Raw genomic sequence first — 24,730 nt, 5'->3', positions numbered from 1 at the left:
TTATATTTATAAAAACTTAAGCAATTGTTTTGGGAAGCAGTGCATTAACTGTATGCCGAGGTAATAATAACCAATAGCGACCTTTATTTTTCATATTTCCAGCAATAAAGGTTGCTTTATCGCCAGCTCCCCAAAATACATCGCCACGAACTACCCCACGTATTGCACCGCCTGTATCTTGCGCTATCATCAGGCGTTGTAACTTTTTATGTTCGTCTGGGTGTGGAGGATTAGGCCTTGTTGTGTCTAGCCATAAGGGCGCACCTAGAGGAATCCATTTTCGATCTACAGCGAGTGAGTAACCTGGGGTTAGAGTAACACCTTGAGCACCCATAGCAGCTGTATGTTTTAAAATTTTAAAGAAAACAAATGACTTATTATGGTTAATGACTGGTTCAATCTCCTTAGGATGGGCTTCTAAATAGGAACGAATGCGTTGCATTGATGCATTGTCCTTAGTCATTATACCGCGGTCTATTAAAACTTGTGCTATCGGTGTATACGGGGCGCCGTTTTCTCCTGCATAACCTAAATAAAGACGCTCTCCATTAGGAAGCTCAACTATACCTGAACCCTGAATTTCTAAAAATAATCTATCTATATGGCTATTAACCCACACAAGAACCGGGGCTTTATCTTTAAGAGCACCTTTATTAATTGCCTTACGGTCATAGAAGGGTAAAGCCTTATTATTTTCAATGCGTGCTACAATTCGTCTTGAAGCAAGATCTGGACTAAAGTCGCCTAAGTTAATAGTAACTAAATTTGCGGGTAGACCGTAAATTGGAACATTATATTCAGTAGTTTTAACTAAACTACCATGCAGCAGAGGTAAATAATAACCTGTAAAAAGGCCATGAACTGTCTCTTTTTCATAAAATTCTACAGGTTTAAACCATTTTTGAAAGAAGTTACGTGCAGTCTCTTCACTCGCTTCATTAAGCGCTAAGGCTTCTCGACAAGCAGGATACCAATCTTTAACCTTGAGAGGAATTTTTTGACTGCCTACTGCTCGCTCAGGATTCTGCCGCAAGAAGGTCTTACAGGAAAGCTGAAAAGCTGATAGCGATTTTTTAACATTAGCCTCATTCCAGCCAGGCAATTTAGCAAAAGAAGATTCCTTAAGCATAAGCGGTGCCGGTTGTTGATGCATTGTCCATATAACAAAACCTGCAACAACGCTTAAGGCCAGAATGAAGAAATAGAGTAGTTGTTTTTTCATAGGTGGACAAATATTACACGAAATGAAATAAATTTCAATAAATTTGGCAAAAAAAATATTTCGCCAGTAGAATATTTTAACTTTATTAAAGTTAAAATTAAGCAATAAGTTTTTGTTTAATAAATAATTATAGTAAGACTAAAAAATATTTTAGTTAATATCAAGAAGCATAAGCAGCAAGATGCCGCTTATGCTTCTGTATTATTATCTTGCTGCTCTTGAGATATCACCTAATGAAGTATGCCTCATTGAAGAAGCCCCTATTGAAGGCGTTCTCATTGAAGATTTACTCTGTTTAGAAGCGTGTTGTTTTTTTTGTTTGCTACCATTTGATTTTGACTTACTAGCTGAACTAGCTTGTCTTTTTTGGGTGCTACCACCGGATTTCGATTTACTAGCTGAACTAGCTTGTCTTTTCTGCGTGCTACCACCAGATTTTGACTTGCTAGCTGAACTAGCTTGTCTTTTCTGCGTACTACCACCAGATTTTGATTTACTAGCTGAACTAGCTTGTCTTTTTTGGGTGCTACCACCGGATTTCGATTTACTAGCTGAACTAGCTTGTCTTTTCTGCGTGCTACTACCGGATTTTGATTTACTAGTTGAACTAGCTTGTCTTTTCTGCGTGCTACCACCGGATTTTGATTTACTAGCTGAACTAGCTTGTCTTTTTTGATTGCTACCACCGGATTTCGATTTACTAGCTGAACTAGCTTGTCTTTTTTGAGTGCTACCACCAGATTTTGACTTGCTAGCTGAACTAGCTTGTTTTTTCTGCGTGCTACCACCGGATTTCGATTTACTAGCTGAACTAGCTTGTCTCTTCTGCGTGCCACCCGATTTTGATTTACTAGCTGAACTAGCATGTTTAGCTTTAGATTGACCTTGCCTACTAGAGCGGCTAGAAGTCGCTTTGGCTAACTCTTCCATAGGAATAGTAGGATTAAAGGCTTCTCTAGCAGCATTCATCATAGGATTAGACATAGGATCAAAAACAGTTTGAGCCATATCCATCATCATACTAGAAGGGTTCGCTGCAGCGCTGCCTACTCCCATATTATTGCCGGGATAAGTCATGTCAGCCATAGAATCAGTTGTTTCACGTAACTTATCATTTGATGCAAAAAGAGCTTCCTCAAGTATTTGAAAAGTTTTTTGCATATAATCAAGAGTCTTATGGCCATTTTCGATAGCTAATGTAACTTGTTTTTCAAATAACTCTTCAGGCTTAATACGAACTAACTCATCAGGTTTAAGGTAACTTAAATTTCGCATTGTTTTAATATTTAGCTCAGTCATTGCCTGTAAAGGCCGCTGCACATTCCTAATTATTTGAGTTAAACGTTTAAAATATTCTTGATTCATAGTTCTCTCCCTAGATGTTGCGATGCACAACAAAAGCTTAGTCCGTTATAGTCAATTACGCAAATACGCAAACTTAACCATTAATTTAGCTTGTCTAAATAAGAAGTTAGGCTCCTAACTATGAAAAGTTCTTATTTTTTTAAGTATAGTCAAATTAATGTTTAATTATCTTAAGACGTATAGAGTATGGCATAATTAGAAATTTAATTAGGAATAGCGAAGTGAATGCTTTTAATTATTTGCCCTCAATTAACATTCTTTATGCCCTAGGTAGCATCTGTATTGGCTACTTTATTGCTAAAAAAGTTAGCACTCTCGTACAAAGAGCAGTTGATAAACACTTCTCGCAACATCAAGCTATGCTTGCCCAGCGATTAATTTTTTATATCTTATTAGGGCTCTTTTTTATTAATGCTTTTCAAGAATTAGGTTTTAATTTAAAAGTTTTATTAGGTACTGCTGGTATTATTACTATCGCCCTAGGTTTTGCATCTCAGACAGCTGCCTCAAATCTAATTAGTGGTTTATTTTTACTATTTGAGCATCCTTTCCGGGTGGGGGATACTATTGATGTGAAAGGCATTACTGGTGTTGTTGTATCTATTGATCTGTTATCAACAAAACTTCGTTCAGCAGATGGCAAATTAGTACGTATACCTAATGAGACATTGATTAAATCTGAAATTACTAACTTAAGTTATTTTCCCACTCGTTGTGCTGAGATTATTATCAATATAGCTTATAGTTGCGATATTACTTTAATTAAAAAAATGTTACTTGAAATTGCTAATCAATGTGATCAAGTGCTCAGCGATCCGGAGCCAAAGGTGGTTATTAACAATTTTACAGCTTCCGCTGTAGAGCTTAAATTACAAGCATGGGTAAAAAATGATATGTTAAGTGCTACAAAGGATTACTTACAAGAACTAATAAAAGCAAGATTTGATCAAGAAGGAATTGAGATACCTTATCCTCAACTAATGATCCATCAGAATTAAATAAATTATTTTCTTGAATTTAAAAAGGCTCTGCTTTAGCTTATTTAACACTAAAACAGAGCCAGTTTTTATCTTAACGACGTATAAAAGAGGCTAAAATAAAACCTACGCCAGCAGCTATGAGTAAAGTAGTCATTGGCCGAGCGTGAACTTGTTTAATTAATTCATCAGAATAGACACGGATTGAGTCTTGCATTTCGGCTACTCGATAACGACCTTCTTCATATAATCCATTGGCTACTTTCTTACTATCTTTTAAAAGGTCACTAGCAGCTTCACTTAAATTGCTATTTCTACGATTGGTATCGCCCATAGTGCCTCTATTTGATCCAGCGCCCATATTTTGAAAGTTTTGAGTGCCTGTAGTCCTTCCTGTGACATCCATTGTTCTCTCCTTGTTGCTATAAATTGTTTACTATAAAAAACGATTTCTAATTTTGATCTCGCCTATAGATTTCTTATCTAACCCTTGTATTAAAATAATCTCAAAGGTCATAAAGATTTCTAATAAATCAAAATTTACAGCTTCACAAGAAATCTCATGTTAAGCATAGACAAGATTTTAAAAATAATAAATTTTTTTTTATAACTGCTATAATTTACGTGGGTAATAATACAAGGAGTTGACATGAGTCTAATTGCTCTATTAATTCTAATTCTGCTCTTAGCAGCAGTATTACCTGCTTGGCCATATAGTAGTGGTTGGGGTTATGGTCCATCAGGAATTATAGGATTGTTAGTTTTAATCTTAGTTATACTTTTAATCTTCAGAGTCTTACCCATTTAAATTTTAGAGGAATTAACTTTATTTACAGTTAATTCCTCTTCTAGATACTTTAATTCTATATTAGCCTTATTCGATTTTAATATTAGTAGCACCGTACTGTTTGAGAATATCCATGACTTCGTTAATTTGATCTTCATTAGTAATACTAATCCAAATAACAAAACCGCCTTGATTTGCCTGTTCGCGGTTCGCCTTAGTACGACGAAGGGTAATTAATCGCGATATAAAATAACCTACTGCACCACCTACTAATGCTCCTATAAACCCAAATATTAAATTATCAGTAATGTCGTCACGTAGATCACCACCAATCAAAAGACCAATGACAAGCCCTATAAACATAGGTATAGAAAAAGCAAATCCTTTAAGCCAGCCAAAATCATCAGCCAGATACGGCTCTTGTTTAGGCGCGTCTTTGCTTTCTTGTACTCGGTTGGGTTCTAAATATTGAGTACCAAATTTATCGGCTATAGCGCTAGGACTACCTTGAATTGTAATATCATGCCTGGCAACCGTTGTTTGCGTTAATTTATTAAAAACTCGCTCTACTCGATGCTCACTGCTTAAAATAGCACTAATTTTCCGTGTGGAAACCTTATCCATGATAATTCTCCTAATACGACTTCGTTTTAAAAGCTCTAAATCATTGCTAAAATAATTTAACCTTTATTTATTAATATTAAGTTATACTATTATTGCTAATCCTGTTAACATAATCTATCTTTCTTTAATAAATTGATAATATTGAAAAATTCAACATATCTGGATTAGAATTATTGTTAATGTTAAAAAGTCATTTGTCAAAAGTAATAAGCTATAAACTATTGACTAAATAACTAAATTTTCATAAAAATGTATATTTTCAGCCATATCGACCTATCAAATAAGATAAAGGACGTCTTAAGTTAGGTCGGTGTATTATATATAACCTGCATAAGCAGTAATTGGGAAGGAGAGGACTATGCTTATTACGCGGGAACCTGCTACTGAAAAAAAGACCCAATTTCGTATCCGTATGAGTGAAGCAGTTTATAACGAAATTACTGCTTACTGCGAATGGGCTGGTATTCGTTATCGGGACTTTTTTATTGAGCATGCCTGCCGTTATATCTTTACTCATGATGATGAGTGGATAGCTTATAAACAAAATAATTCAATAGAACAATCAACAAATAACGATTCTAAATAAAAGGATTTATAGATTTTACTAAGCTTAGTGTGTAAAAATTAGCTTTATGCTAATCATCTATGGCTGTATTAACAACAAGGAGTGTTAACTATGAGTAATAGAAGTGTAGTCAAGGCTAGTGAAGTTACTGGAGTCGATGTCAAAAGTGCAACGCGTGAGAGCCTGGGTACTGTCAATGACATAGTAATCGATAAGGTTTTTGGCAAAGTTAACTATGTTGTACTCGATTTTGGTGGTTTTTTAGGTTTTGGCAATAAATTCTTTGCTCTACCATGGCATTTGTTTACTTATGATCCAGCAGAAGATTGCTTTATCATTAACATTGATAAAGAAAGGCTTAAAAACGCACCTGGTTTTGATAAGGATAATTGGCCTAATTTTGCTGATACCCATTTTACATCCTCAATTGACGATTACTATCGGTAATCAAAACATTAAATTTTAAATTAGTTTTAAGATAATCATACATGTGTATTTAATTTTATGTCTTATAAATATTGACAGGTTTTGCATTATGAACTAACTTAAAGTGGTCACACAATTTGAGTTACATGTTGTGACGTAGTATTGACGTTAAAATGGAGTTGTTACTTTAATTAACCTCTTTAAAAGTTAAGAAAGAATAATAAAGGAGAGATTCATGTTAAAGAAAAGCTTACTCTGTAGCGCACTAGCTATAGCAGCAGTTAATCCGCTAGGAGTTTTTGCGGCATCTCAAACTGATACCACTACTTCGACTCAAAGTAATACAGGGACTATTCCTACAACGACTCCAACTCAAGGCGATACTACAGCGACTACGCCTACTACAACAACAAATACCACTCAAACTGTTAATACACAAAGTGCAGTAAACGACACAGCTATAATAGATCAAGTTAAAGCACTCTACCAAAAATCGCCCTTATTAAAGGGAAAAAATATTAATATTACTGCAACTAATCAGCAGGTAATCCTACGTGGTCAAGTTGATACTGATATGGAGTATGAGCGAGCAATTTCACTTGCAGAATCAGTTCAGGGTGTAAATGATGTAAATGCCGATCACTTATTAGTGAAAGATAGTAAATCTCCTTTAGCAGATACTTTTATTACTGCCAAGGTGAAAGGTACCTTAATGAAAGAGAAATTATTTGGCGAGAAGGATATAGAGTATTGGCCAGTAAGTGTTGAAACTAAAAATGGGGTGGTTTATTTAGCTGGTAATGTTGATACCAATGAGCAACGTACTAATATTGAAAATTTAGTCAAAAGAGTAAGTGGTGTGAAATCAGTTAAATCATCCTTAACAGTAAACCAAAATGCCAATAGTACCAATAATGCAGGAACTAATAATAATCATCAAGATAATTATTAAAATGACGATAATATTGCAGAATAAAGTCTAAACTGTAAGTAGATTGTTTTGTACTGATTTTAGTAGTTTTAATGTTCGGATAAAGGTGCTTAAGTGAATTTAGTAATTTACTTAAGTAATTTAAGGTCTTTAAATAAAGAGGATAAAATGATGGCTAATGATAAAAATAATGGGCAGGACAATTTAAGAAATGCAAAAAACTCTGCAAGTAATATATATGAAGAAGGTAAAGATAAAGCAAGTAATATGTATGAAGAGGGTAAAGACAGAGTAAATCAAGTTTATGAGCAAGGTAAAGAGAAAGCTGAAGATATTTACAAGCAAACTAAAGAAAAAGCGAGTGAAATCTATGAAGAGAGTATGAAAAAGGTTTCTGAAGCTCATGAAAATTTAAAAGAGTATTCAGATGAACTTGTTAAGACAGTTAAAGAAAAACCACTTACTTCATTATTAATTGCAGGTGGTATTGGTTTCATTATTTCTGCCTTGCTTAGAAAATAATGAAATTCTTAGAACATTTAGAAGGGCTTATTTCCAGCAAAATAGAGGTTGCCAAGAATCTTTGGTCTCTATTTAAGCTGGAAGCGAAGCTGGCGGGATTAAATATCTATCCCTTATTCATCAATCTGGCTCTATTACCAATTTTATTGCTAACCATCTGGTTTTCTACAATGACTTTGGTAGGTTATATTGTGGCAGTGTTAAGTGGTTACATTTGGTTAGGTATAGTAGCAGTAATGCTGCTTAATGCTGTTATTTTAGGTATTGTTGTTAAGCGTTTAATTACCAATGTACGTCAAATGAGTTTTGAAAAAACACGTGCTTGCTTTGCAAGTCATAAAGTGAGGGATGCTCATGAGCTCCAAGAAAGAACTGCTAGCGTTGATAACCAGCACGAGCTTAAAAATTCGGAACAACCAAGTTCAGTTAGCGCAACATAAGCGGTATTTTGAGCAATTTGCTAATAAACATAAATTAGCAGTGGTTTCTTTGCTTGTGCCTGCATTTATTGCAGGTTGGGAAAGTGCTAAGAGAATGAATCTAAAGCATTGGTTACGGCAAATGACTAGAGTAGGGTTTTCTACAGCTTTAGGTAGTATGAGGAAACTTTATCTAGGTATTTAAAAGTTTTAAATAACAGGGAGATAATTATGCTTAAATACTTACTTGCTTGGCTGTTAGGCGTGCCATTAAGTATATTAGTTTTAATTTGGTTAGTATCACATATTTTTTAATCGTTATAATTAAGATAAGGCTAAGGAAAGTATTATGATGAAAGAACATACGGTTGTAGATCCTGTACCAGGTCATGTGGATGAGCCGGTGATGGAAAGCTATCCATCGTTGAGGCGTATTTCTTGGAGTGCAGTTTTTGTTGGTGCTCTTGTAGGTGTAGGCTTAGGTTTTCTTTTAAATCTCTTTGGACTCGCTATTGGTTTAACAGCCTTTAGTGTAAACAATGATACAGGTGCTACCGCAGTGGCGATTGGTGGCTTAATTGGAATATTAATTGGTATCATTGCATCTATGGTGGCAGCAGGTTATACCGCGGGTTATCTAGGAAGATATTATTGCCCTAAGAAAAATATTGGGGTTATTTATGGCTTTACTACCTGGACTCTCGCTCTCTTGTTAAGTGCCATAGTTACAGCTCATGTTGGAAATTATGCAGCGAGCTATACTAATAATATGGCTCGTACAGGTGTATCAGCTAGAAACGATACGATGGCTACTGCGGCAAACACTTTAACACCAACAACTACTCAGGCCGGGACTAATAATCGAACAACTACTGTTACAGCTTCTCCTGAGAGTTTGGCTGCCAGTGCTTTTATTGTCTTTGTTTTATTTTTTCTCGGTGCACTCGCTTGCTGTTTTGGGGCGGTATGGGGTATGAGTTGTAAACGAGATGATTAAATAAAAGTAATTCACCGCAAAGCTTAAGGCTTTGCGGCTTTTGATTTAGTGAAAGGATATAAGATGCCTGAATATATCTATAAAGGATTTAAAGTTGTTTATAATATCGATACTGATGAAAGCAACAATAAATTATATAAGGCAGATGGGTATGTCCAATGTCTTTTAGATAAAAATAATCATCCACCACAAAAATTTCATACCGAATATAGTACTTTAGCTGGTGTACAAGAGGAAATTAAGAAAATGCTTGAAGATTATATTGATTTTGAATGGAATGAATTTAATAAAATGCATGATTAGATTTGGTATCTTATGTATTTGATGTTTTGCTAAAAATCAAATTAATTAGAGGAGGCTTATATGAGTAGAGGAGATAAATCAAAGTACACAGATAAGCAAAAACGCCAAGCTGAGCATATAGAAGAAGGATATGAGAAGAGAGGTGTGTCTAAAAAAGAGGCTGAGAAACGGGCCTGGGCTACTGTAAATGACCGCAGTGGTGGTGGTAAGAAGTCTGGATCGGGACGTAAAAAATCTGATTAATTTCAAGCAAATTATCTTACAGTAAAACAAAAATAATTTAATTATTTTTGCTTTACTGCTTTCTCAATCTTCTTAATTACTGATGAAGGTGAAATAGGAGTAATATTTCCACGTTTATCCGGAATTAATAAAACATCTACTTCCATCAATTTAGCTAAAAAGTTCCATTCTGTGACTGTTAAGCCTTGATTAATAATAGTATCGACATTAAGAATCTTAGTAGCGAGACCAACAAAGGAAGTAATAACTGTAACTTCATTTTCAGTGAAGTTAATTTTAACCTTTTCCATACTATTCCTTAACAATAAAACTCAAGCCTTTATTGTAATTATGACATGAGTTTCCAATTTAGTCTGTACCTAAAGTAATTTTACTTAGTTAAATTAAAAAAAGCTTAACATTCTGTTAAGCTTAGCTTTGAAAAGATAAAGCTAAAGTAAATGCCTTTTATTAGCTTGCTAAAGCTGAGTGGGCAAGGCTATCTATGACAGGTTTGTTCTAGCCAATACAAAAGCAGTTCATCTTCATTAAGCGTTTGAATTTTTTTATTTTGCTTTTTAAGCCATGTAGAAAAGCGGTTTTCTTTCCACCATTCAATGATTTCCGAATAGACATAACTTTTTTGGCAAATTGCTGGGGTGTGACCTAAAAGTTCGGCAACTTCTTCAATAACGCCTTTTAGTAAAGATGGTTCTGAACAATCTATACAAATTAGACGCTTTAAAGTTTCTCGGCACGCAGCCCAGGTCCGAAAATCTTTTGCTGTAAAGCCTTGGCCTGTAAGTGTTTGTAGATAGGCATTAATATCTTGTGAGCTAATCACATTTAATTGGTTATCTTCATCATAATATTTAAATAATTCATAACCTGGGATGGCTTCACATTTCTTTAACACTCGAATAATTTTTTTATCTCGCAATATAATATGCCAAGGTTTGGCATTTTTACCTATGAATTCTAAAACAGCTTTATTGTATTCCAAGGTTAAATGTTTTTTACGCAGTGTCGTAAGGCCATAGGATTTGTTTTGTTTAGCATAAATAGCATTGCCAATACGTATAAAAAAGCTATCGAGTAAATAGATAATTGCGCAAATAACTTGTTCTTTGGTTAGTTTGATGGTTTTCTCTAGCTCTTGATTAATGTGCTTGCGGATTAAAGGAAGAGCACGGCCAAACTCAATCATCATATGGAATTTATTTTGTTGGCGTTCTTGCTGCCATAATTTATGGTAACGATACTGCTTTTTATTCTTAGCATCCCGCCCTGTTGCCTGAATATGTCCATTGGCATAGGGACAAATCCAGACGTCTTTATAAGCTGGGGGAATGGCGAGTGACTTAATGCGTTTTAATTCTTGAGGGTCGGTAACTTGCTCACCTGTTGGATAATAATAGACAAAGTTTTTACCAACTTTTTTCCGCGTAATGCCTGGCGAAGTATCTCTAACGTAGCGCAGCGAAGCTGCTTTTGCAATTCGTTCACATTCTTCGGTAGAATATAGCGAAATTTCCATGTAGTTTCTTTGCTCTATTAAAATTTTATTATAAATAAAACAAATTTAATCTGACCAAGGTTCAGGCGTTTTAATTGGCTCTGGCTCTGGTGAGTTATTGGGCTCCGGTTCTGGTATGTCAGCAGGGGCTGGCTCGTAGGGATTGGGATTTTCCAGTTGTATAGCCTGAACCCCCTTTTGTAACTCGGTTAGCAAATAATGTCTTAACATAATATTCTCCTTATTGTAATTCCCATATCAATACTGTCATAGTATAGGTCTTTTATAAAATTATATTTTCATTTTAAAGACCTGTATTGAGGTTAATATATGATAGTTTCCTATTTATGTGATAATCATTTTAAGCAAGAAATCATTAACGTCCAAAGCTTATCGCTATTAAATGAGGCTGTATGGATTGATTTAATTGATCCAACTAAAGAAGAAGAAGCTTGGGTAGAAAAAGCATTGGCAATAGGAATACCAACCCAGGAAGAAATGCGAGAAATTGAGCTAACTAGTCGTCTTTATATGGAAAATGATGTATTATTTATGACAGCTCTTATGATTGCTCAATCGGCTTCTTTAAATCCTAAATACGACTCCGTTACTTTTGCTTTAACTCCTAAGCAATTAATTACTATTCGTTATATTGAACCCCAATCGTTTAAAATGCTAAGCAATAGTCTTGCAAAAACGAATAAGAAATATCGCTCCTCAGATATCTTAATTACTCTTTTAGAAGCAACGGTTGATAGGCTTGCAGATGTATTAGAGTATGTAGGTCAACATTTAGATGAGTATTCAAACTATATTTTTCAGCAAGATTATAATAAGGGGGCCAAACCTAAACCCGATTATCAACAAGTCATGCAAAATATTGGAAACAAGAGTAATTTAACGGCAAAAGTAAGAGAAAGCTTAATCAACTTTAATCGACTAATCGTTTTTTTCAGACAATCAACAGATAATCAGATAGATAAAGAAAGCAAGATACGATTAGTTAATCTCATGAAAGACTTAGGTTCTTTAAGTGATTATGCTAATTTTATTTCCAATAAAATTAACTTTTTACTTGACGCTACTTTAGGTATGATTAGCATTGAACAAAGCGCCATTATTAAAATCTTTTCTGTTGCAGCTGTTATTTTCTTACCGCCAACCTTAATTGCTAGTATTTATGGCATGAATTTTCAATTTATGCCTGAATTATCTTTTAAATGGGGCTATGAATTAGCTATTTTAATGATGCTTATTTCTGCTTGGATTCCTTATAAATATTTTAAGCACAAAGGGTGGTTGTAAGTGGATGAACTTTTTGGATTTAGTAAGATCCTTGATTATGGGCTTTATATACGGGGTATAGTAATTACTTTCTATTCATTACTTTTGTTTAGAGCAACGTCAGTGCGATTATTTGGTGAGTACTCTACCTTCGATTTTATTGTTTCTATTGTTCTTGGCGCTATTTTAGGCGAAGCAGTGGTTAACAATTTGCCTCTACTACCATCAATGATTGTTTGTGCAATTATTGTCTTTATACATCGCATGCTGGCATTTTTATCTTATAAAAGCCATTATATTGGCAAATACATCAAAGGCGAGAAAATGATTATTATCAAGGATGGTCATTATCAATGGGATAACCTCCATTGTTGCCGTCTTACTGAAAATGATATTCTACAATCTCTAAGAACCCAGCATAGTACCGATGATATCAGTAGCGTTGATAGAGCTATTTTAGAGCGCAATGGAGAAATTTCATTTCTCTTCAAGAATGCAAAAAAGAAGTAAAATCTTGGAAATTAAATTTCTGAAGTATCCTAATTAAGTAGTGACCCGCACTCATTGCAATTTATTTATCAACTTTCTGTAATTTCAATCATTTTCTGTAGGGCTTTTTTAGCATTTTTAATAACCCATTGCTGATCATTTAAATCTAAGCGATGACGGGCCCCTGTAAATTCATTAACCATATCGCCTGCTTTCACTTCATTGTAAGGCATTGCTTTACCTTGACGCAGTAAGTCTATAAGAGCAACTAAATGAGGTGGATCATTACGTGACATGGTAGCGCAGCCACAGCCTAAACCTTTTTCATTTTCATTTAAGGGGGCTTCTGCTAAGTTAACAACGTTAATACCTAAATTTTTACAGTACTGTTTTACATTTTCAACCATATGGTTTTCAGTGCCAATAGCATAGTACTTAGTGCCAGCACGATCATTGACCACAAAATCCCAGATAAATGCGGTAGAGCCTGCATGCTGAGCAATCCGAATAACATCATTACGACATTCAGGATGTACTACTGTCGTATAACCTAAACTATGCCAGTAATCACACATAGCTGGTGTATAGTGAGTATGGACTGCACAATGGCTTGCAAATAAGATAAGCTCTGCTTTATCAAATTGATCTAAGGTTTCTTTGTCTTGATTAAGCAAGGAGTATTGAGCTCCTGCAGTGCCTCCTGGCCAGTAAGCCATATTTTTAATTCCTAACCAATAGGCTACATTTTCGCCCATATGCTGATCTGGAATAAAAAGAATTTTCTTATTTTGCTCTCTTGCCCAGCGAAATATTTTTTTCACATTGGAGCTTGTGCATACCGCGCCGCCTTGTGCACCAGTCATTGCTTTAACACGACCAGATGTATTCATATAACAGACTGGTAGTATATTTTCTTTACCATAACGCTCATTTAAGTCCATAAAAGCAGGCTCAACCATGAAATCTTTAGCAAGCATTTCCATGGTACAGCCTGATTTGGGATTTGTTATATAAACTTGTTGGTGTTCATTGGCTAAAATACTAATAGATTCAGCCATAAAGTGCACGGCTGATTCGATAATAACCGATTTTTGTGGATTATTTGCAGCCATTAGCGCTAATTGATAAGAATCACCAATCTGACCACCAAATTGTTCTATAAGACGAACTATCTCTCCACCCATGTAATAATGAGCTAATAGAAGTAACTTATCACCAAAATGATCTTGTGCCTTTTTCATGTAAGGCGTCATCCAGGCTAACACAGTGGTCAATTTGCGATCTGGAAGCGCTTGGTATTCTTCAGCATAAGGAACAAATTCAGGCTGATACCAATCTAGCGGGTAATCACTTTGACATATTTGCATATCATTGGTGATATGCATTAATGTTCTTTCAGGATGATAAATCTCAGGGTTATTAAACATAAGTTAATACCTTTAAATAAATGGATTAAGAGGCAAATTGAGCCTAGAAATACTTTCTTTAGCTTGCGCGCTTTTTTCTGGAAAATCTTCACGGTAATGACCACCGCGAGATTCACGGCGCGCAAGAGCCGCACGAACGATAAGTTCCGCATTTAGAATAATATTACGTAGTTCAATAAAGTCTCGTGTAATAGAGTGTTTCCAGTAATATTCCTCAATAATTTGTTGGCGCTTCATAATTAATTGTAGTAAATCTTGTAATCCTGCTTCAGTACGCACAATACCAGCATAGGAAGTCATTTCACCGCGTAAACCGCGCCAATGCGCATTAATTTGGCTCGCTCGACGATTATTAACTTCACTGGGAGAATTCCAATTATCAATATTATCTAAGTTTTTAAAGGGACTATTAATATCATTTAAACTGTGATGAGCGGCACTACTTGCCATTACAATTGCTTCAAGCAGGGAATTGCTTGCTAGGCGATTTGCACCGTGAAGACCCGTAAAAGCAACTTCTCCAATAGCATAGAGTCGCTTTAAATCTGTTCGGCCATGCAGATCAGTTAAAACACCACCGCATTGATAATGAGCAGCCGGCACGACAGGAATCATATCTTGGCTCATATCAATACCAATTGTTAAAAGTGTGGCATAAATATTGGGAAAACGCTTTTTTAAGAACTCTTTTGATTGATGCGTTATATCTAAATAAACAAAACCACTTTGACTTAATTCAATTTCATTAAAGATGGCACGTGCCACTACATCCCGCGTGGCTAATTCAAGTTGCTCCGGCGCATAACGGTGCATAAAGCGCTCACCTGTTTCTGCATTTTTTAAGAAAGCCCCCTCGCCACGTACTGCTTCTGAGATTAAAAAGTTATTTAAAGTATGATGATGTAATAGTGTAGGATGGAATTGATAAAATTCCATGTTACCTACTCTAGCGCCTGCTCGATAAGCCATTGCTACACCATCACCTGTAGAAACCATAGGGTTAGTCGTGTATCGATAGGTTTTACCGGCTCCGCCTGTAGCTAAAATAACACAACGAGCAAGGAATGTATGAATGACATTTTTCTCACAATCTAAGATATAAGCGCCTAAAACTTCGCCTTGATTTTCAATAGAGTGAGGCTCGTAATGCGTAATCAGATTGACTGCAACATGATCTTCAAAGCACTGAATTTGCGGATGACGCTCAATTGCCTTAAGTAAAGTCTGTGTAACAATTAAACCTGTTTGATCACCACTATTAAAAATACGTCTATGCGAATGTCCGCCTTCCTGTGCTAAAACATATTCGCCAGCTTGTTTAATGAATTGAATAGGGTAGTCTAAGAGTTCTTTGATAGCACATGGCCCTTGATGAATAATGAATTCAACTGCAGGCGTATAGCATAATCCATCGCCTGCTTTTAATGTATCTTGGATATGTGCTTCAATAGAGTCTTCACCCGATACAGCAGCAGCAATTCCGCCTTGAGCATATTTGCTATTACATTCATTTAAAGAAGATTTACTAATTAAGGCAATATGTAAAGCCGGTTGTAATTTTAATAATTGCAAGCAATAGTGCAATCCAGCTAAACCCGAACCTAAAACTAAAACATCAAACTCGTGGGTGACACCTTGTTGGGAACTATAACTCATGTGAACGCCTTTACAAGTTGAGCAGCGAGCCCCGTATATTTTTCAGGTGTTAAATTGAGCAATTGTTCTTTAGCTGGTTTAGGAATATCTAGCGAGTCAATAAACTCGTTTAAAGTATTTTTATCAATACCACCTTGTCCTCTAGTTAACGCTTTTAATTGCTCATAAGCATTAGGAATTCGGTAACGACGCATAACAGTTTGAATAGCTTCTGCCAATACTTCCCAATTCGCATTTAAATCGTCTTGTAAAGCACGACGGTTAATTTGTAATTTATCATTACCTTTAGCAATAGCTTGATAAGCAATTAAAGTATAAGCGAAAGCTGAACCTAAATTACGTAAGACGGTTGAATCTGATAAATCACGTTGCATGCGCGATTGGGTTAGTTTAGTAGCAAAATGACAAAATAATGCATTTGCTAATCCTAAATTACCTTCAGCATTTTCGAAATCAATGGGGTTAATTTTATGTGGCATGGTTGAAGAGCCAACTTCACTCGCTACCGCTTTTTGAGTAAAGTAATTTAAAGAAATATACATCCAAATATCTTTAGTATAATCAAGCAATATATTATTAATACGCATCATAATATGACAAACTTCGGCGATACCATCATGGGGCTCAATTTGCGTGGTATAAGCGCTAAACGATAAGCCAAGTGAAGTTACAAAATTTGCACAATGTTTACGCCAATCAACTTCAGGATAAGCAATAATATGGGCATTGTAATTACCTACAGCACCATTACATTTAGCAGGAATAAGCACTTCTGCTAATTGCTGTTGTGGACGTTTAAGTCTTGCAACAAAATTAACTAATTCTTTGCCAACGGTTGTTGGCGTTGCTGGCTGCCCATGGGTACGACCAAGCATAGCCGCATCACCATGTTGTTTACCTAACATGGTAATGCCGCCAATGATCTCTGCCAAAGTTGGCTGAATAACCTGAGCAAGGGACTCTTTTATCATTAAAGCGTAAGCCAGATTATTAACATCTTCTGAAGTGCAAGCAAAATGAATAAACGGCGAAAATTTCGCTAAGTTTTCACGTTCACTCAATTTATCTTTTAGATAATATTCAATTGCTTTGACATCATGATTCGTTTGTTTTTCAAAGAATTTAACTTTTTCAGCTTCAGACTCATTGAATTGGCTAATTATATCTGTTAAGAAAGCCTTAGAGCCTGCATCAAGGTTGGGCACTTCTTTAATATCAGGATTGGCTGCGAGTGATTTTAGCCATTCCACCTCAACCAATAAACGATAATAGATAAGTGCAAATTCACTAAAGTAAGGGCTTAATGCACTTGTTTTTTTTTGATAACGACCATCAATAGGAGAAATAGCATTTAAAGTAGATAAAATCATGTATATAAATCAATCAAACCAAAGTTGCTTATTAGTATATAAGATAATCATAGAAAAAGCATGATAACTATAGGTTAGGTAGATTGTATAAGCAACTAGCGAGCTTAATATTTGAGAAATAGATAAAACCTATTGAACCTAAATACTTAAAGTTAACCATGCTATTTTTAGTCAGCATGCTAATAAATAGCTATTAGTAGCTAATTGTTAAGTGAAAACCATATAAATTTTCCTTAGTCTAACTATTTTCCATCTTCCAGTTTATAAGTTCATTCACATTAATTGTTAATTTAAGTAGAATGGCTAGAAATTAAAGAGCTAGGGTATCTAAAAATTATGGCAAGCAGGCATACTATTGAATTTGACTGTCTAGGCATGAAGGATTTAGAGCAAGTAGGTGGTAAAAATGCCTCGCTTGGCGAGATGATTAGCCATTTAACTCAATTGGGCGTATCAGTGCCACATGGTTTTGCAACAACAGCTGATGCATTTCGAGAATTTCTATCTACAAATGGCTTAGATAAAAAAATCTATGCCATGTTAGATTCTCTCAATACCGATGATATCGCAGAGCTTGTTTCTGTAGGTAAAAAGATTCGGGAACTAATTATTCAAACGCCTTTTTCTACTGATTTTAAAGATTCCATTAGGGCAGCCTATCATAAACTTACTCAAACAATTAACCAGACTGATTTTAGCGTTGCAGTTCGTTCTTCGGCAACAGCTGAGGATTTACCTGATGCATCCTTTGCAGGTCAGCAAGAAACCATTTTAAATGTTCGAAGTCTCGAAGGCGTATTTATCGCTATCAAACAGGTATTTGCTTCATTGTTTAATGATCGCGCCATTGCTTATCGTGTGCATCATGGCTTTGAACATAAGGAGGTTGCTTTATCAGTGGGAATCCAGCAAATGGTACGCAGTGATTTAGCAGCCAGTGGTGTTATGTTTACTATGGATACTGAGTCTGGTTTTAATGAGGTTGTTTTTATTACTTCTTCTTATGGTTTAGGTGAAATGGTGGTACAGGGTGCAGTAAACCCAGATGAGTTTTATGTACATAAGCAAGGACTTCGTGCAGGCCGACCCGCTGTGATACGGCGAAATTTAGGCAGCAAGGCAAGTAAAATGATTTACTGTACAGAGCAAATTGAGGGCCGCACTGTAAAAACAACTGAGGTAGGAGAGCAAGAGCGCCTTAAGTTTTCTCTAACCAACAGTGAGGTCGAAGAATTAGCTCGTCAAGCATTAATTATTGAAAAACATTATGGCCGGCCTATGGACATTGAGTGGGCTAAAGATGGGCAGGATGGTCGGCTTTATATTTTGCAGGCGCGTCCTGAAACCGTAAAAAGCCGCGTCATTGAGCAAAAGCTTGAACGTTATACCTTGCAGGGTAAAGGTCAAATCCTTGTTGAAGGACGCAGTATTGGACAGCGAATTGGTCAGGGCAAAGCGAAAGTCATTAAAGACATTAGTGAAATAAATCGGGTAGAACCTGGCGATGTTTTAATCTCTGATATGACAGATCCAGATTGGGAACCTGTTATGAAACGTGCAGCAGCAATTGTAACCAATCGTGGTGGGCGGACTTGCCATGCAGCCATTATTGCACGTGAATTAGGTATTCCTGCTGTGGTTGGCTCTAGTGATGCAACAAGAGTGATTAAAGATGGTGCGCATGTCACCGTCAGTTGTGCCGAAGGTGATACCGGTTATGTTTATGAAGGATTATTGCCTTTTGAGCGGGTCACATTGGATGTTGAAAACATGCCTGAATTACCTTTAAAAGTGATGTTAAATGTTGGTAATCCAGAAAGAGCTTTTGCATTTCAAGCTATTCCTAACCAAGGTGTTGGGTTAGCAAGGTTAGAATTTTTAATTTCCAATACTATTGGTATTCATCCTAAGGCCCTCATTCAATATGATCATTTAGAGGATAAAGAGTTAATAGCATTAATTAATGAAAAAACGGCTGCATACGATTCGCCTGTCAATTTTTATGTTGATCGTCTCAGTGAAGGGGTAGCCACTATTGCAGCAGCTTTTTATCCCAAACCTGTGATTGTACGTTTGTCTGATTTTAAATCAAATGAATATGCTAATTTAGCCGGAGGAAAGTACTACGAGCCACTAGAAGAAAATCCAATGTTAGGTTTTCGTGGTGCTTCGCGCTATGTTTCTCCTAATTTTGCTGATTGTTTCGCTTTAGAGTGTCAAGCTATTAAAAAAGTACGAGAAGAAATGGGTTTTAAGAATATCGAAGTGATGATTCCTTTTGTTAGAACAGTTTCAGAAGCTGAGCAGGTTATAGAAGTACTTAAGGAAAATGGTTTGGAAAGAGGTAAAAATGAATTGCGTATTATTATGATGTGTGAATTACCTTCCAATGCGCTGCTAGCGGATAAGTTTCTAGATTATTTTGATGGCTTTTCAATTGGTTCTAATGATTTAACTCAGTTAACATTAGGACTTGATAGAGATTCAGGGCTGGTCGCTGCTCAATTTGATGAGCGTGATGAAGCGGTCAAAACATTATTGCATATGGCTATAGCAACTTGTAAAGCACGGGGTAAATATGTAGGAATTTGTGGCCAGGGGCCATCTGATCATCAAGATTTTGCAGAATGGTTAATGCGAGAAGGAATTGAGAGCGTTTCTTTAAATCCAGATTCAGTTTTGGAAACGTGTCTGTTTCTTGCAAAATGTAAATAAGATGCTAAAAATTTGTTATTTTTTCTTACTCTTCATGTCTCCTGCTATTGTATTTGCAGGTGATATGCAGGCTCATGATCCAATCGCTAATGTTATCTTGTGGGTAACATTATTTTTTTCCTTTGCTATTCTAGGGCGCTATTTTGCTAAAATTTTAAATCAACCAGGTGTACTTGGCGAACTCCTAATGGGCGTTTTAATTGGCAATGTCTGTTATTTTTTTGGTTCGCAATTAATAGTTGTATTACGGGAAGGTGCCGCAATTTATTCTATTATGAAGGAGTTATTAGCAGGAATTCCTCTCCCCCAAGCTGTTATGCAGCATGTACCAAACACTTTTTATGCAGCCCAAGTGACTCATGCTTTAAGCAGCCCTTCAGGTATTGAGTTTATTAAGATAGGCTATGTGCTTGATGTTTTTTCTCGTTATGGGATTATTTTTCTTCTCTTTAAAGTAGGCTTAGAAAGTTCTATTCAGGAATTAAAATACACAGGCGTTGAATCAATAAAAGTTGCTGTGATTGGCGTTATCGCGCCTATTATTTTAGGCTTTTTAGTTGCTTATGTCATAGTGCCTGAAGCCTCATATAAAGTACATCTTTTTGTAGCCGCAACGTTGTCAGCAACAAGTATAGGTATTACTGCGTGTGTACTTTCAGAAATGAATAAATTAAAGACGCGTGAAGCCAGAACAATTCTTGGCGCAGCCATGCTTGATGATATTTTAGGACTTATTATTCTTGCTGTAGTCAGTAGCATGGTAATTCAGGGCCATGTTGATTTTTTTATGATAGGGCAGGTTATTATTGCAACAGTTATATTTTTTATGGTAGCGATTATAATAGGCCCTTGGTTATTAAATAAATCAATCAGGTACTTTCACTTTCTAGACTTATGGGAAGAAAAATTATTTATTTCATTTATTTTTGTGATGTTTTTTGCCTGGCTTGCAACGGTAGTAAACCTTGCTTCTATTATTGGCGCATTTGCTGCTGGATTGATTATTAATGATAGCTTTTTTGAAAATAAAGAAAATTCACGTCAGCATAGTTTAAGAATTAACGATCTAATCTCACCCATTGAATCTTTACTAGCTCCTTTGTTTTTTATGTTAATCGGCTTACAAGTTAAGTTAGAGACATTTATGCATTGGCAAGTGATTATTATGGCTAGTGGTTTGATTGCTGCTGCGGTTATAGGGAAATTACTTAGCGGGCTTGGAGGAAATAAAAAAGATGATCGTATGCTAATTGGCATTGGTATGCTGCCTCGAGGTGAGGTAGGATTGGTTTTTGCTTCAATTGGAAGGACCCTAGGGGTCATTTCTGATCAACTTTTTTCTGCCATTATTTTAATGGTTATCATTACCACAGTGATTGCGCCACCTTGGCTAAAGAGCCGCTATACTAGACAAAAGGTGAAGCTTTAAATGATTAATTTATCTCAGGTATTAAATGATGTCAGACGAGCATTAGAAGAAGATATCGGGAGTGGGGATGTCAGTGCTGCTCTATTAGCAGCAGATTTATATGCCCAAGCAGAAATTATTTCTCGTGAACCTATGGTATTATGCGGAGGGCCTTGGGTAGAGGCTGCTTTTCGGGAAATAAATCCATCTATCGAGCTTACGTGGTTAGTTAATGAAGGAGATTGGTTACCGAAAGCGACAACGTTATGCCTTGTTAAGGGTTTAGCTAGAGATATACTAACCGCTGAGCGCTGTGCTTTAAACTTCTTACAAACTTTGTCAGCAACAGCAACACAAACACATCATTATGTTAAGGAATTGCAAGGGACTAAGGCACGTCTATTAGATACAAGGAAAACACTACCTGGCCTCCGTTATGCGCAAAAATATGCCGTTGTTTGTGGTGGAGGCGTTAATCACCGTATGGGACTATATGACGCATTCTTAATAAAAGAAAATCATATTAAAGCATGTGGCTCAATTACCAATGCTATCAAGCGGGCGCGGGAAACTAATACTAATTTATTAGTGGAAATTGAAGTTGAAACCATGAATGAATTACGAGAAGCTTTGCAAGCCAAGCCCGATCGGATTTTGCTTGATAATTTTACCCAACCTATGCTTATAGAAGCTGTAAGCTTAAATGTTCCACATCAATGTGATTTAGAAGCATCAGGAGGAATAAATCTTGCCAATATTAAAGCAATTGCTCAAACAGGGGTAGATTATATTTCAATAGGTAATATCACTAAATCAATTCAAGCGATTGATTTAAGTTTGTTAATTAGATCTTGTTAGCAAATCAGGAAGAACCATGAAGCCAAAAATCGTTTTCACAGGCGGTGGCACTGCAGGGCATGTGACTCCAAATTTAGCTTTAATTGAAGCAGCAAAGCAAGAAGATTGGCAAGTTAATTATATAGGATCAAAAAATAGTGTAGAGGAAAATATAATCAATAATGCTGGCCATATACCTTTCTACGGTATTAGCTCAGGTAAGCTGCGACGTTATTTTAGTTGGCAAAATTTTCTTGATCCATTTCGAATTTTCTTAGGAATTATTCAATCTTATTACTTGTTACGAAAACTTAAAGCGCAGGTTGTCTTCTCTAAAGGAGGTTTTGTTGCGTTTCCAGTAGTATTAGGTGCTTGGTTAAATCGTATACCCGTTATTATTCATGAGTCTGATATGACCCCTGGGTTAGCAAATAAGCTAAGCTTTCCTTTTGCTAATAAAATTTGTGTTAATTTTGAGCTGGCAAAAAAACATTTTAAGCAAAACAGGCCAGTTGAAGTAACAGGAACCCCAATTAGGCCGGAACTGTTTTCAGGCTCTCGTACACATGGGTTAGAATATTGTCACTTTACCGATGAAAAACCTTGTTTATTAGTAATAGGCGGTAGTCAAGGTGCCAGTAGTTTAAATGCAATTATTCGTCAATCACTCAATGAGTTGACACAAACTTTTCAAGTTATTCATTTGTGTGGAAATGGAAAGAAAGATATTTCTTTAAGTCAACAAGGTTACTGTCAATTTGAATACGTAGATAAAGAGTTACCTGATTTATTTGCCGCAGCTGATTTAGTTGTATCACGTGCCGGTGCTAATTCACTTTGTGAATTGTTGGCATTACAAAAACCGCATGTATTAGTTCCTTTGTCTTTGAAAGCCAGTCGAGGTGATCAGATTCAAAATGCTCACTACTTTAGCCAATTAGGTATTAGCACGGTACTTGATAATGATACCTTAACAAGTCAGGCGTTAGTCCAATCAGTTAAACAGATTTATCTTAATAAAGACGAAATCGTTGCTAGAATGAAAGCACTACAAATCGAACCTGCAACAACTAAAATTTTAACTATCATTAAGGAGCAATTGCATGCTGAATCCCGAAATTTTGTATAAATTTATTACACAAGAATGGGATAATGCAATTTTGCCTAGCTTATGTGATTATATAAAAATACCTAATAAATCCCCGCATTTTGATCCGGATTGGGAAAAAAATGGCTATATGGAGCAAGCTGTTTGTCATATCGCTCATTGGTGTAGATTATATGCGCCTCCTGGCACAAATTTAGAAGTTATTCGTCTTCCAGGCCGTACCCCGTTATTATTTTTAGATATTCCTGGTACGATTAACGATACAGTACTTTTGTATGGTCATCTTGATAAACAGCCGGAAATGGTTGGCTGGCAAGAGGGTTTAGGTCCATGGGAACCCGTATTGCGAGAAGAGCGCCTTTACGGTCGTGGTGGCGCTGATGACGGTTATGCTGCTTATGCTTCCTTAACTGCCATTCGCGCTTTACAAAATCAACACTTGCCTCATGCACGTTGCGTGTTAATTATTGAAGCGTGTGAGGAAAGTGGTAGTTATGACCTGCCTTTTTATATGGAAATGCTTAAAGAAAGAATAGGTGTTCCTTCTTTAGTGATTTGCCTTGATTCTGGCGCGGGTAATTATGAGCAATTATGGATGACTACCTCCCTTCGAGGTAATGTTGTTGGTGAGTTAAAAGTAGAAGTTTTAACAGAAGGAGTTCATTCGGGAAGTGCCAGTGGCATTGTTGCTGATAGTTTTAGGATAGCTCGTCAGTTACTTAATCGCATTGAAGATGAAGTAACAGGAGAAATTACTTTATCAGCACTTTATTGCGATATTCCAGAGCAACGAAGAGAGCAGGCTGTTGATTGTGCTAATGCCTTAAAGGAGGTTTATAAAGCATTTCCTTTTCAATCTGGTGTTAAACCTATTAATAAAGATGGAACTGAATTAATTCTAAACCGTACTTGGCGACCTGCTTTAGCTATAACTGGCGCTGCTGGTTTGCCTGCTATTGCGGATGCTGGGAATGTGCTTAGGCCAAAAACAGCTTTAAAATTATCAATGCGTCTGCCACCTCTAACAGAGCCAAAACAAGCAGCGTTAGCAATGCAAAAGGCGTTAACAGAAGATCCACCTTATCATGCTCATGTTACCTTCAATATTCATGATAGCGCGCGTGGTTGGCATGCGCCATTAGTAGCAGATTGGTTTGCCCAAGCGGTCAATGATGCATCAATGACTTTTTACGATAAGCCTGCAGTTTATATGGGTGAGGGTGGCACCATTCCTTTTATGGGTATGTTAGGTGAACTATTCCCAGAAGCACAATTTATGATTACAGGTGTTCTTGGGCCCCACTCTAATGCGCATGGTCCTAATGAATTCTTACATCTTAATATGGCAAAGAAATTAACTGCCTGTGTTTCCTTTGTGTTGGAACGACACGCAAATCGAAATTTGTAACTTTGAGGGTCTCAATATAGAAACCTTTCTAGAGCCTGTTAATAATTACCCACAAGCCCTACGTGGTGCGGCTTGTCCGCGCCATCCAGAAAATCATAGCTTCAGTTGTAGCCTGGGTGAAACGAAGTGAAACCCGGGTTTCGGCCCGATGG

At 36.3% G+C, this 24,730-nt stretch carries 28 protein-coding genes; 18 read left to right on the top strand and 10 right to left on the bottom strand.

Annotation, left to right across the window (positions count from 1 at the left end; genetic code table 11):
- Positions 1–16: 16 nt before the first annotated feature.
- Complete coding sequence (mltA, locus tag ACQUW5_RS06795) at positions 17–1,222, bottom strand: murein transglycosylase A (RefSeq protein WP_444990469.1); 1,206 nt, start codon at positions 1,220–1,222, stop codon at positions 17–19.
- 204 nt (positions 1,223–1,426) lie between these two features.
- Positions 1,427–2,587, bottom strand: a complete 1,161-nt coding sequence (locus ACQUW5_RS06790; RefSeq protein WP_444990468.1) for a hypothetical protein — start codon at positions 2,585–2,587, stop codon at positions 1,427–1,429.
- A gap of 221 nt (positions 2,588–2,808) precedes the next feature.
- On the opposite strand from ACQUW5_RS06790, the gene ACQUW5_RS06785 reads away from it, so the two are divergent.
- Complete coding sequence (locus ACQUW5_RS06785) at positions 2,809–3,585, top strand: mechanosensitive ion channel family protein (RefSeq protein WP_444990467.1); 777 nt, start codon at positions 2,809–2,811, stop codon at positions 3,583–3,585.
- Between the two features lie 73 nt (positions 3,586–3,658).
- On the opposite strand, the gene ACQUW5_RS06780 is transcribed toward ACQUW5_RS06785, so the two are convergent.
- Complete coding sequence (locus ACQUW5_RS06780; protein WP_444990466.1) at positions 3,659–3,970, bottom strand: hypothetical protein; 312 nt, start codon at positions 3,968–3,970, stop codon at positions 3,659–3,661.
- 243 nt (positions 3,971–4,213) lie between these two features.
- Here ACQUW5_RS06780 and ACQUW5_RS06775 point away from each other — a divergent pair, with 243 nt between their 5' ends.
- Positions 4,214–4,372 (top strand): DUF3309 family protein, encoded by a 159-nt coding sequence (locus tag ACQUW5_RS06775; RefSeq protein ID WP_444990465.1) that lies wholly within the window; start codon positions 4,214–4,216, stop codon positions 4,370–4,372.
- A 66-nt stretch (positions 4,373–4,438) separates the two neighbouring features.
- Here ACQUW5_RS06775 and ACQUW5_RS06770 read toward each other — a convergent pair whose 3' ends face one another.
- A complete protein-coding gene (locus tag ACQUW5_RS06770) occupies positions 4,439–4,975 on the bottom strand; it encodes a hypothetical protein (RefSeq protein WP_444990464.1) in 537 nt (178 codons plus the stop codon).
- 358 nt (positions 4,976–5,333) lie between these two features.
- On the opposite strand from ACQUW5_RS06770, the gene ACQUW5_RS06765 reads away from it, so the two are divergent.
- The 9 genes from ACQUW5_RS06765 to ACQUW5_RS06725 all read left to right on the top strand — a co-directional run bounded on the left by ACQUW5_RS06765 (position 5,334) and on the right by ACQUW5_RS06725 (position 9,381).
- The gene (locus ACQUW5_RS06765; protein WP_444990463.1) at positions 5,334–5,561 is read left to right on the top strand and encodes a hypothetical protein; all 228 of its coding nucleotides are present in this window, start codon (positions 5,334–5,336) and stop codon (positions 5,559–5,561) included.
- Between the two features lie 90 nt (positions 5,562–5,651).
- Positions 5,652–5,987, top strand: a complete 336-nt coding sequence (locus ACQUW5_RS06760; protein ID WP_444990462.1) for a PRC-barrel domain-containing protein — start codon at positions 5,652–5,654, stop codon at positions 5,985–5,987.
- Positions 5,988–6,201: 214 nt separating this feature from the next.
- Positions 6,202–6,918 carry a BON domain-containing protein gene (locus ACQUW5_RS06755; protein ID WP_444990461.1) on the top strand — a complete coding sequence of 239 codons (717 nt, stop codon included), beginning with the start codon at positions 6,202–6,204 and terminating at the stop codon, positions 6,916–6,918.
- Between the two features lie 93 nt (positions 6,919–7,011).
- Entirely contained in the window at positions 7,012–7,419 is a 408-nt protein-coding gene (locus ACQUW5_RS06750) for an ElaB/YgaM/YqjD family protein (protein ID WP_444990460.1), read from the top strand.
- The gene (locus ACQUW5_RS06745) at positions 7,419–7,859 is read left to right on the top strand and encodes a hypothetical protein (protein ID WP_444990458.1); all 441 of its coding nucleotides are present in this window, start codon (positions 7,419–7,421) and stop codon (positions 7,857–7,859) included. The genes ACQUW5_RS06750 and ACQUW5_RS06745 overlap by 1 nt, the downstream gene beginning before the upstream one ends.
- A complete protein-coding gene (locus tag ACQUW5_RS06740; protein WP_444990457.1) occupies positions 7,774–8,043 on the top strand; it encodes a hypothetical protein in 270 nt (89 codons plus the stop codon). The genes ACQUW5_RS06745 and ACQUW5_RS06740 overlap by 86 nt, the downstream gene beginning before the upstream one ends.
- 144 nt (positions 8,044–8,187) lie before the next feature.
- Positions 8,188–8,835, top strand: coding sequence for a hypothetical protein (locus ACQUW5_RS06735; protein WP_444990456.1), 648 nt, complete (start codon positions 8,188–8,190; stop codon positions 8,833–8,835).
- 63 nt (positions 8,836–8,898) lie between these two features.
- On the top strand, positions 8,899–9,138 hold the full coding sequence (locus tag ACQUW5_RS06730) for a hypothetical protein (RefSeq protein ID WP_444990455.1): 240 nt from the start codon (positions 8,899–8,901) through the stop codon (positions 9,136–9,138).
- A gap of 60 nt (positions 9,139–9,198) precedes the next feature.
- The gene (locus tag ACQUW5_RS06725; protein WP_444990454.1) at positions 9,199–9,381 is read left to right on the top strand and encodes a hypothetical protein; all 183 of its coding nucleotides are present in this window, start codon (positions 9,199–9,201) and stop codon (positions 9,379–9,381) included.
- A 41-nt stretch (positions 9,382–9,422) separates the two neighbouring features.
- On the opposite strand, the gene ACQUW5_RS06720 is transcribed toward ACQUW5_RS06725, so the two are convergent.
- From ACQUW5_RS06720 to ACQUW5_RS06710, 3 genes are all read right to left on the bottom strand, one after another.
- Entirely contained in the window at positions 9,423–9,671 is a 249-nt protein-coding gene (locus ACQUW5_RS06720; RefSeq protein WP_444990453.1) for a hypothetical protein, read from the bottom strand.
- Between the two features lie 188 nt (positions 9,672–9,859).
- Entirely contained in the window at positions 9,860–10,897 is a 1,038-nt protein-coding gene (locus tag ACQUW5_RS06715; RefSeq protein WP_444990452.1) for a DNA topoisomerase IB, read from the bottom strand.
- A 45-nt stretch (positions 10,898–10,942) separates the two neighbouring features.
- Positions 10,943–11,107, bottom strand: a complete 165-nt coding sequence (locus ACQUW5_RS06710; RefSeq protein WP_444990451.1) for a hypothetical protein — start codon at positions 11,105–11,107, stop codon at positions 10,943–10,945.
- Between the two features lie 99 nt (positions 11,108–11,206).
- Between ACQUW5_RS06710 and corA the strand changes: the two genes are divergently transcribed.
- Both corA and ACQUW5_RS06700 read left to right on the top strand, forming a co-directional pair.
- Entirely contained in the window at positions 11,207–12,181 is a 975-nt protein-coding gene (gene corA, locus ACQUW5_RS06705) for a magnesium/cobalt transporter CorA (protein WP_444990449.1), read from the top strand.
- Positions 12,182–12,670 carry a DUF421 domain-containing protein gene (locus ACQUW5_RS06700; protein ID WP_444990448.1) on the top strand — a complete coding sequence of 163 codons (489 nt, stop codon included), beginning with the start codon at positions 12,182–12,184 and terminating at the stop codon, positions 12,668–12,670. It abuts the gene before it with no gap.
- A 68-nt stretch (positions 12,671–12,738) separates the two neighbouring features.
- Here the strand turns inward: ACQUW5_RS06700 and nadA are convergent, their stop codons facing one another.
- Genes nadA through purB form a run of 3 tightly spaced genes read right to left on the bottom strand, consistent with a single transcriptional unit; the run spans position 12,739 to position 17,102 of the window.
- The gene (nadA, locus tag ACQUW5_RS06695) at positions 12,739–14,076 is read right to left on the bottom strand and encodes a quinolinate synthase NadA (protein WP_444990447.1); all 1,338 of its coding nucleotides are present in this window, start codon (positions 14,074–14,076) and stop codon (positions 12,739–12,741) included.
- Positions 14,077–14,088: 12 nt separating this feature from the next.
- Positions 14,089–15,732 (bottom strand): L-aspartate oxidase, encoded by a 1,644-nt coding sequence (nadB, locus tag ACQUW5_RS06690; protein ID WP_444990446.1) that lies wholly within the window; start codon positions 15,730–15,732, stop codon positions 14,089–14,091.
- Positions 15,729–17,102, bottom strand: coding sequence for an adenylosuccinate lyase (purB, locus tag ACQUW5_RS06685; protein WP_444990445.1), 1,374 nt, complete (start codon positions 17,100–17,102; stop codon positions 15,729–15,731). The genes nadB and purB overlap by 4 nt, the downstream gene beginning before the upstream one ends.
- A gap of 333 nt (positions 17,103–17,435) precedes the next feature.
- On the opposite strand from purB, the gene ppsA reads away from it, so the two are divergent.
- Genes ppsA through ACQUW5_RS06660 form a run of 5 tightly spaced genes read left to right on the top strand, consistent with a single transcriptional unit; the run spans position 17,436 to position 24,578 of the window.
- A complete protein-coding gene (ppsA, locus tag ACQUW5_RS06680; RefSeq protein ID WP_444990497.1) occupies positions 17,436–19,817 on the top strand; it encodes a phosphoenolpyruvate synthase in 2,382 nt (793 codons plus the stop codon).
- A gap of 1 nt (position 19,818) precedes the next feature.
- The gene (locus tag ACQUW5_RS06675; protein WP_444990444.1) at positions 19,819–21,246 is read left to right on the top strand and encodes a cation:proton antiporter; all 1,428 of its coding nucleotides are present in this window, start codon (positions 19,819–19,821) and stop codon (positions 21,244–21,246) included.
- The gene (nadC, locus tag ACQUW5_RS06670; RefSeq protein WP_444990443.1) at positions 21,247–22,083 is read left to right on the top strand and encodes a carboxylating nicotinate-nucleotide diphosphorylase; all 837 of its coding nucleotides are present in this window, start codon (positions 21,247–21,249) and stop codon (positions 22,081–22,083) included.
- Between the two features lie 16 nt (positions 22,084–22,099).
- A complete protein-coding gene (gene murG / locus ACQUW5_RS06665; RefSeq protein WP_444990442.1) occupies positions 22,100–23,191 on the top strand; it encodes an undecaprenyldiphospho-muramoylpentapeptide beta-N-acetylglucosaminyltransferase in 1,092 nt (363 codons plus the stop codon).
- A complete protein-coding gene (locus ACQUW5_RS06660) occupies positions 23,166–24,578 on the top strand; it encodes a M20 family metallopeptidase (RefSeq protein WP_444990441.1) in 1,413 nt (470 codons plus the stop codon). The genes murG and ACQUW5_RS06660 overlap by 26 nt, the downstream gene beginning before the upstream one ends.
- Positions 24,579–24,730 lie beyond the last annotated feature (152 nt).

It is taken from the genome of Legionella pelazae, assembly GCF_052527395.1.
Note: the sequence above shows the minus strand (reverse complement) of the source record. Positions and strands in the feature narration are given on the sequence as shown.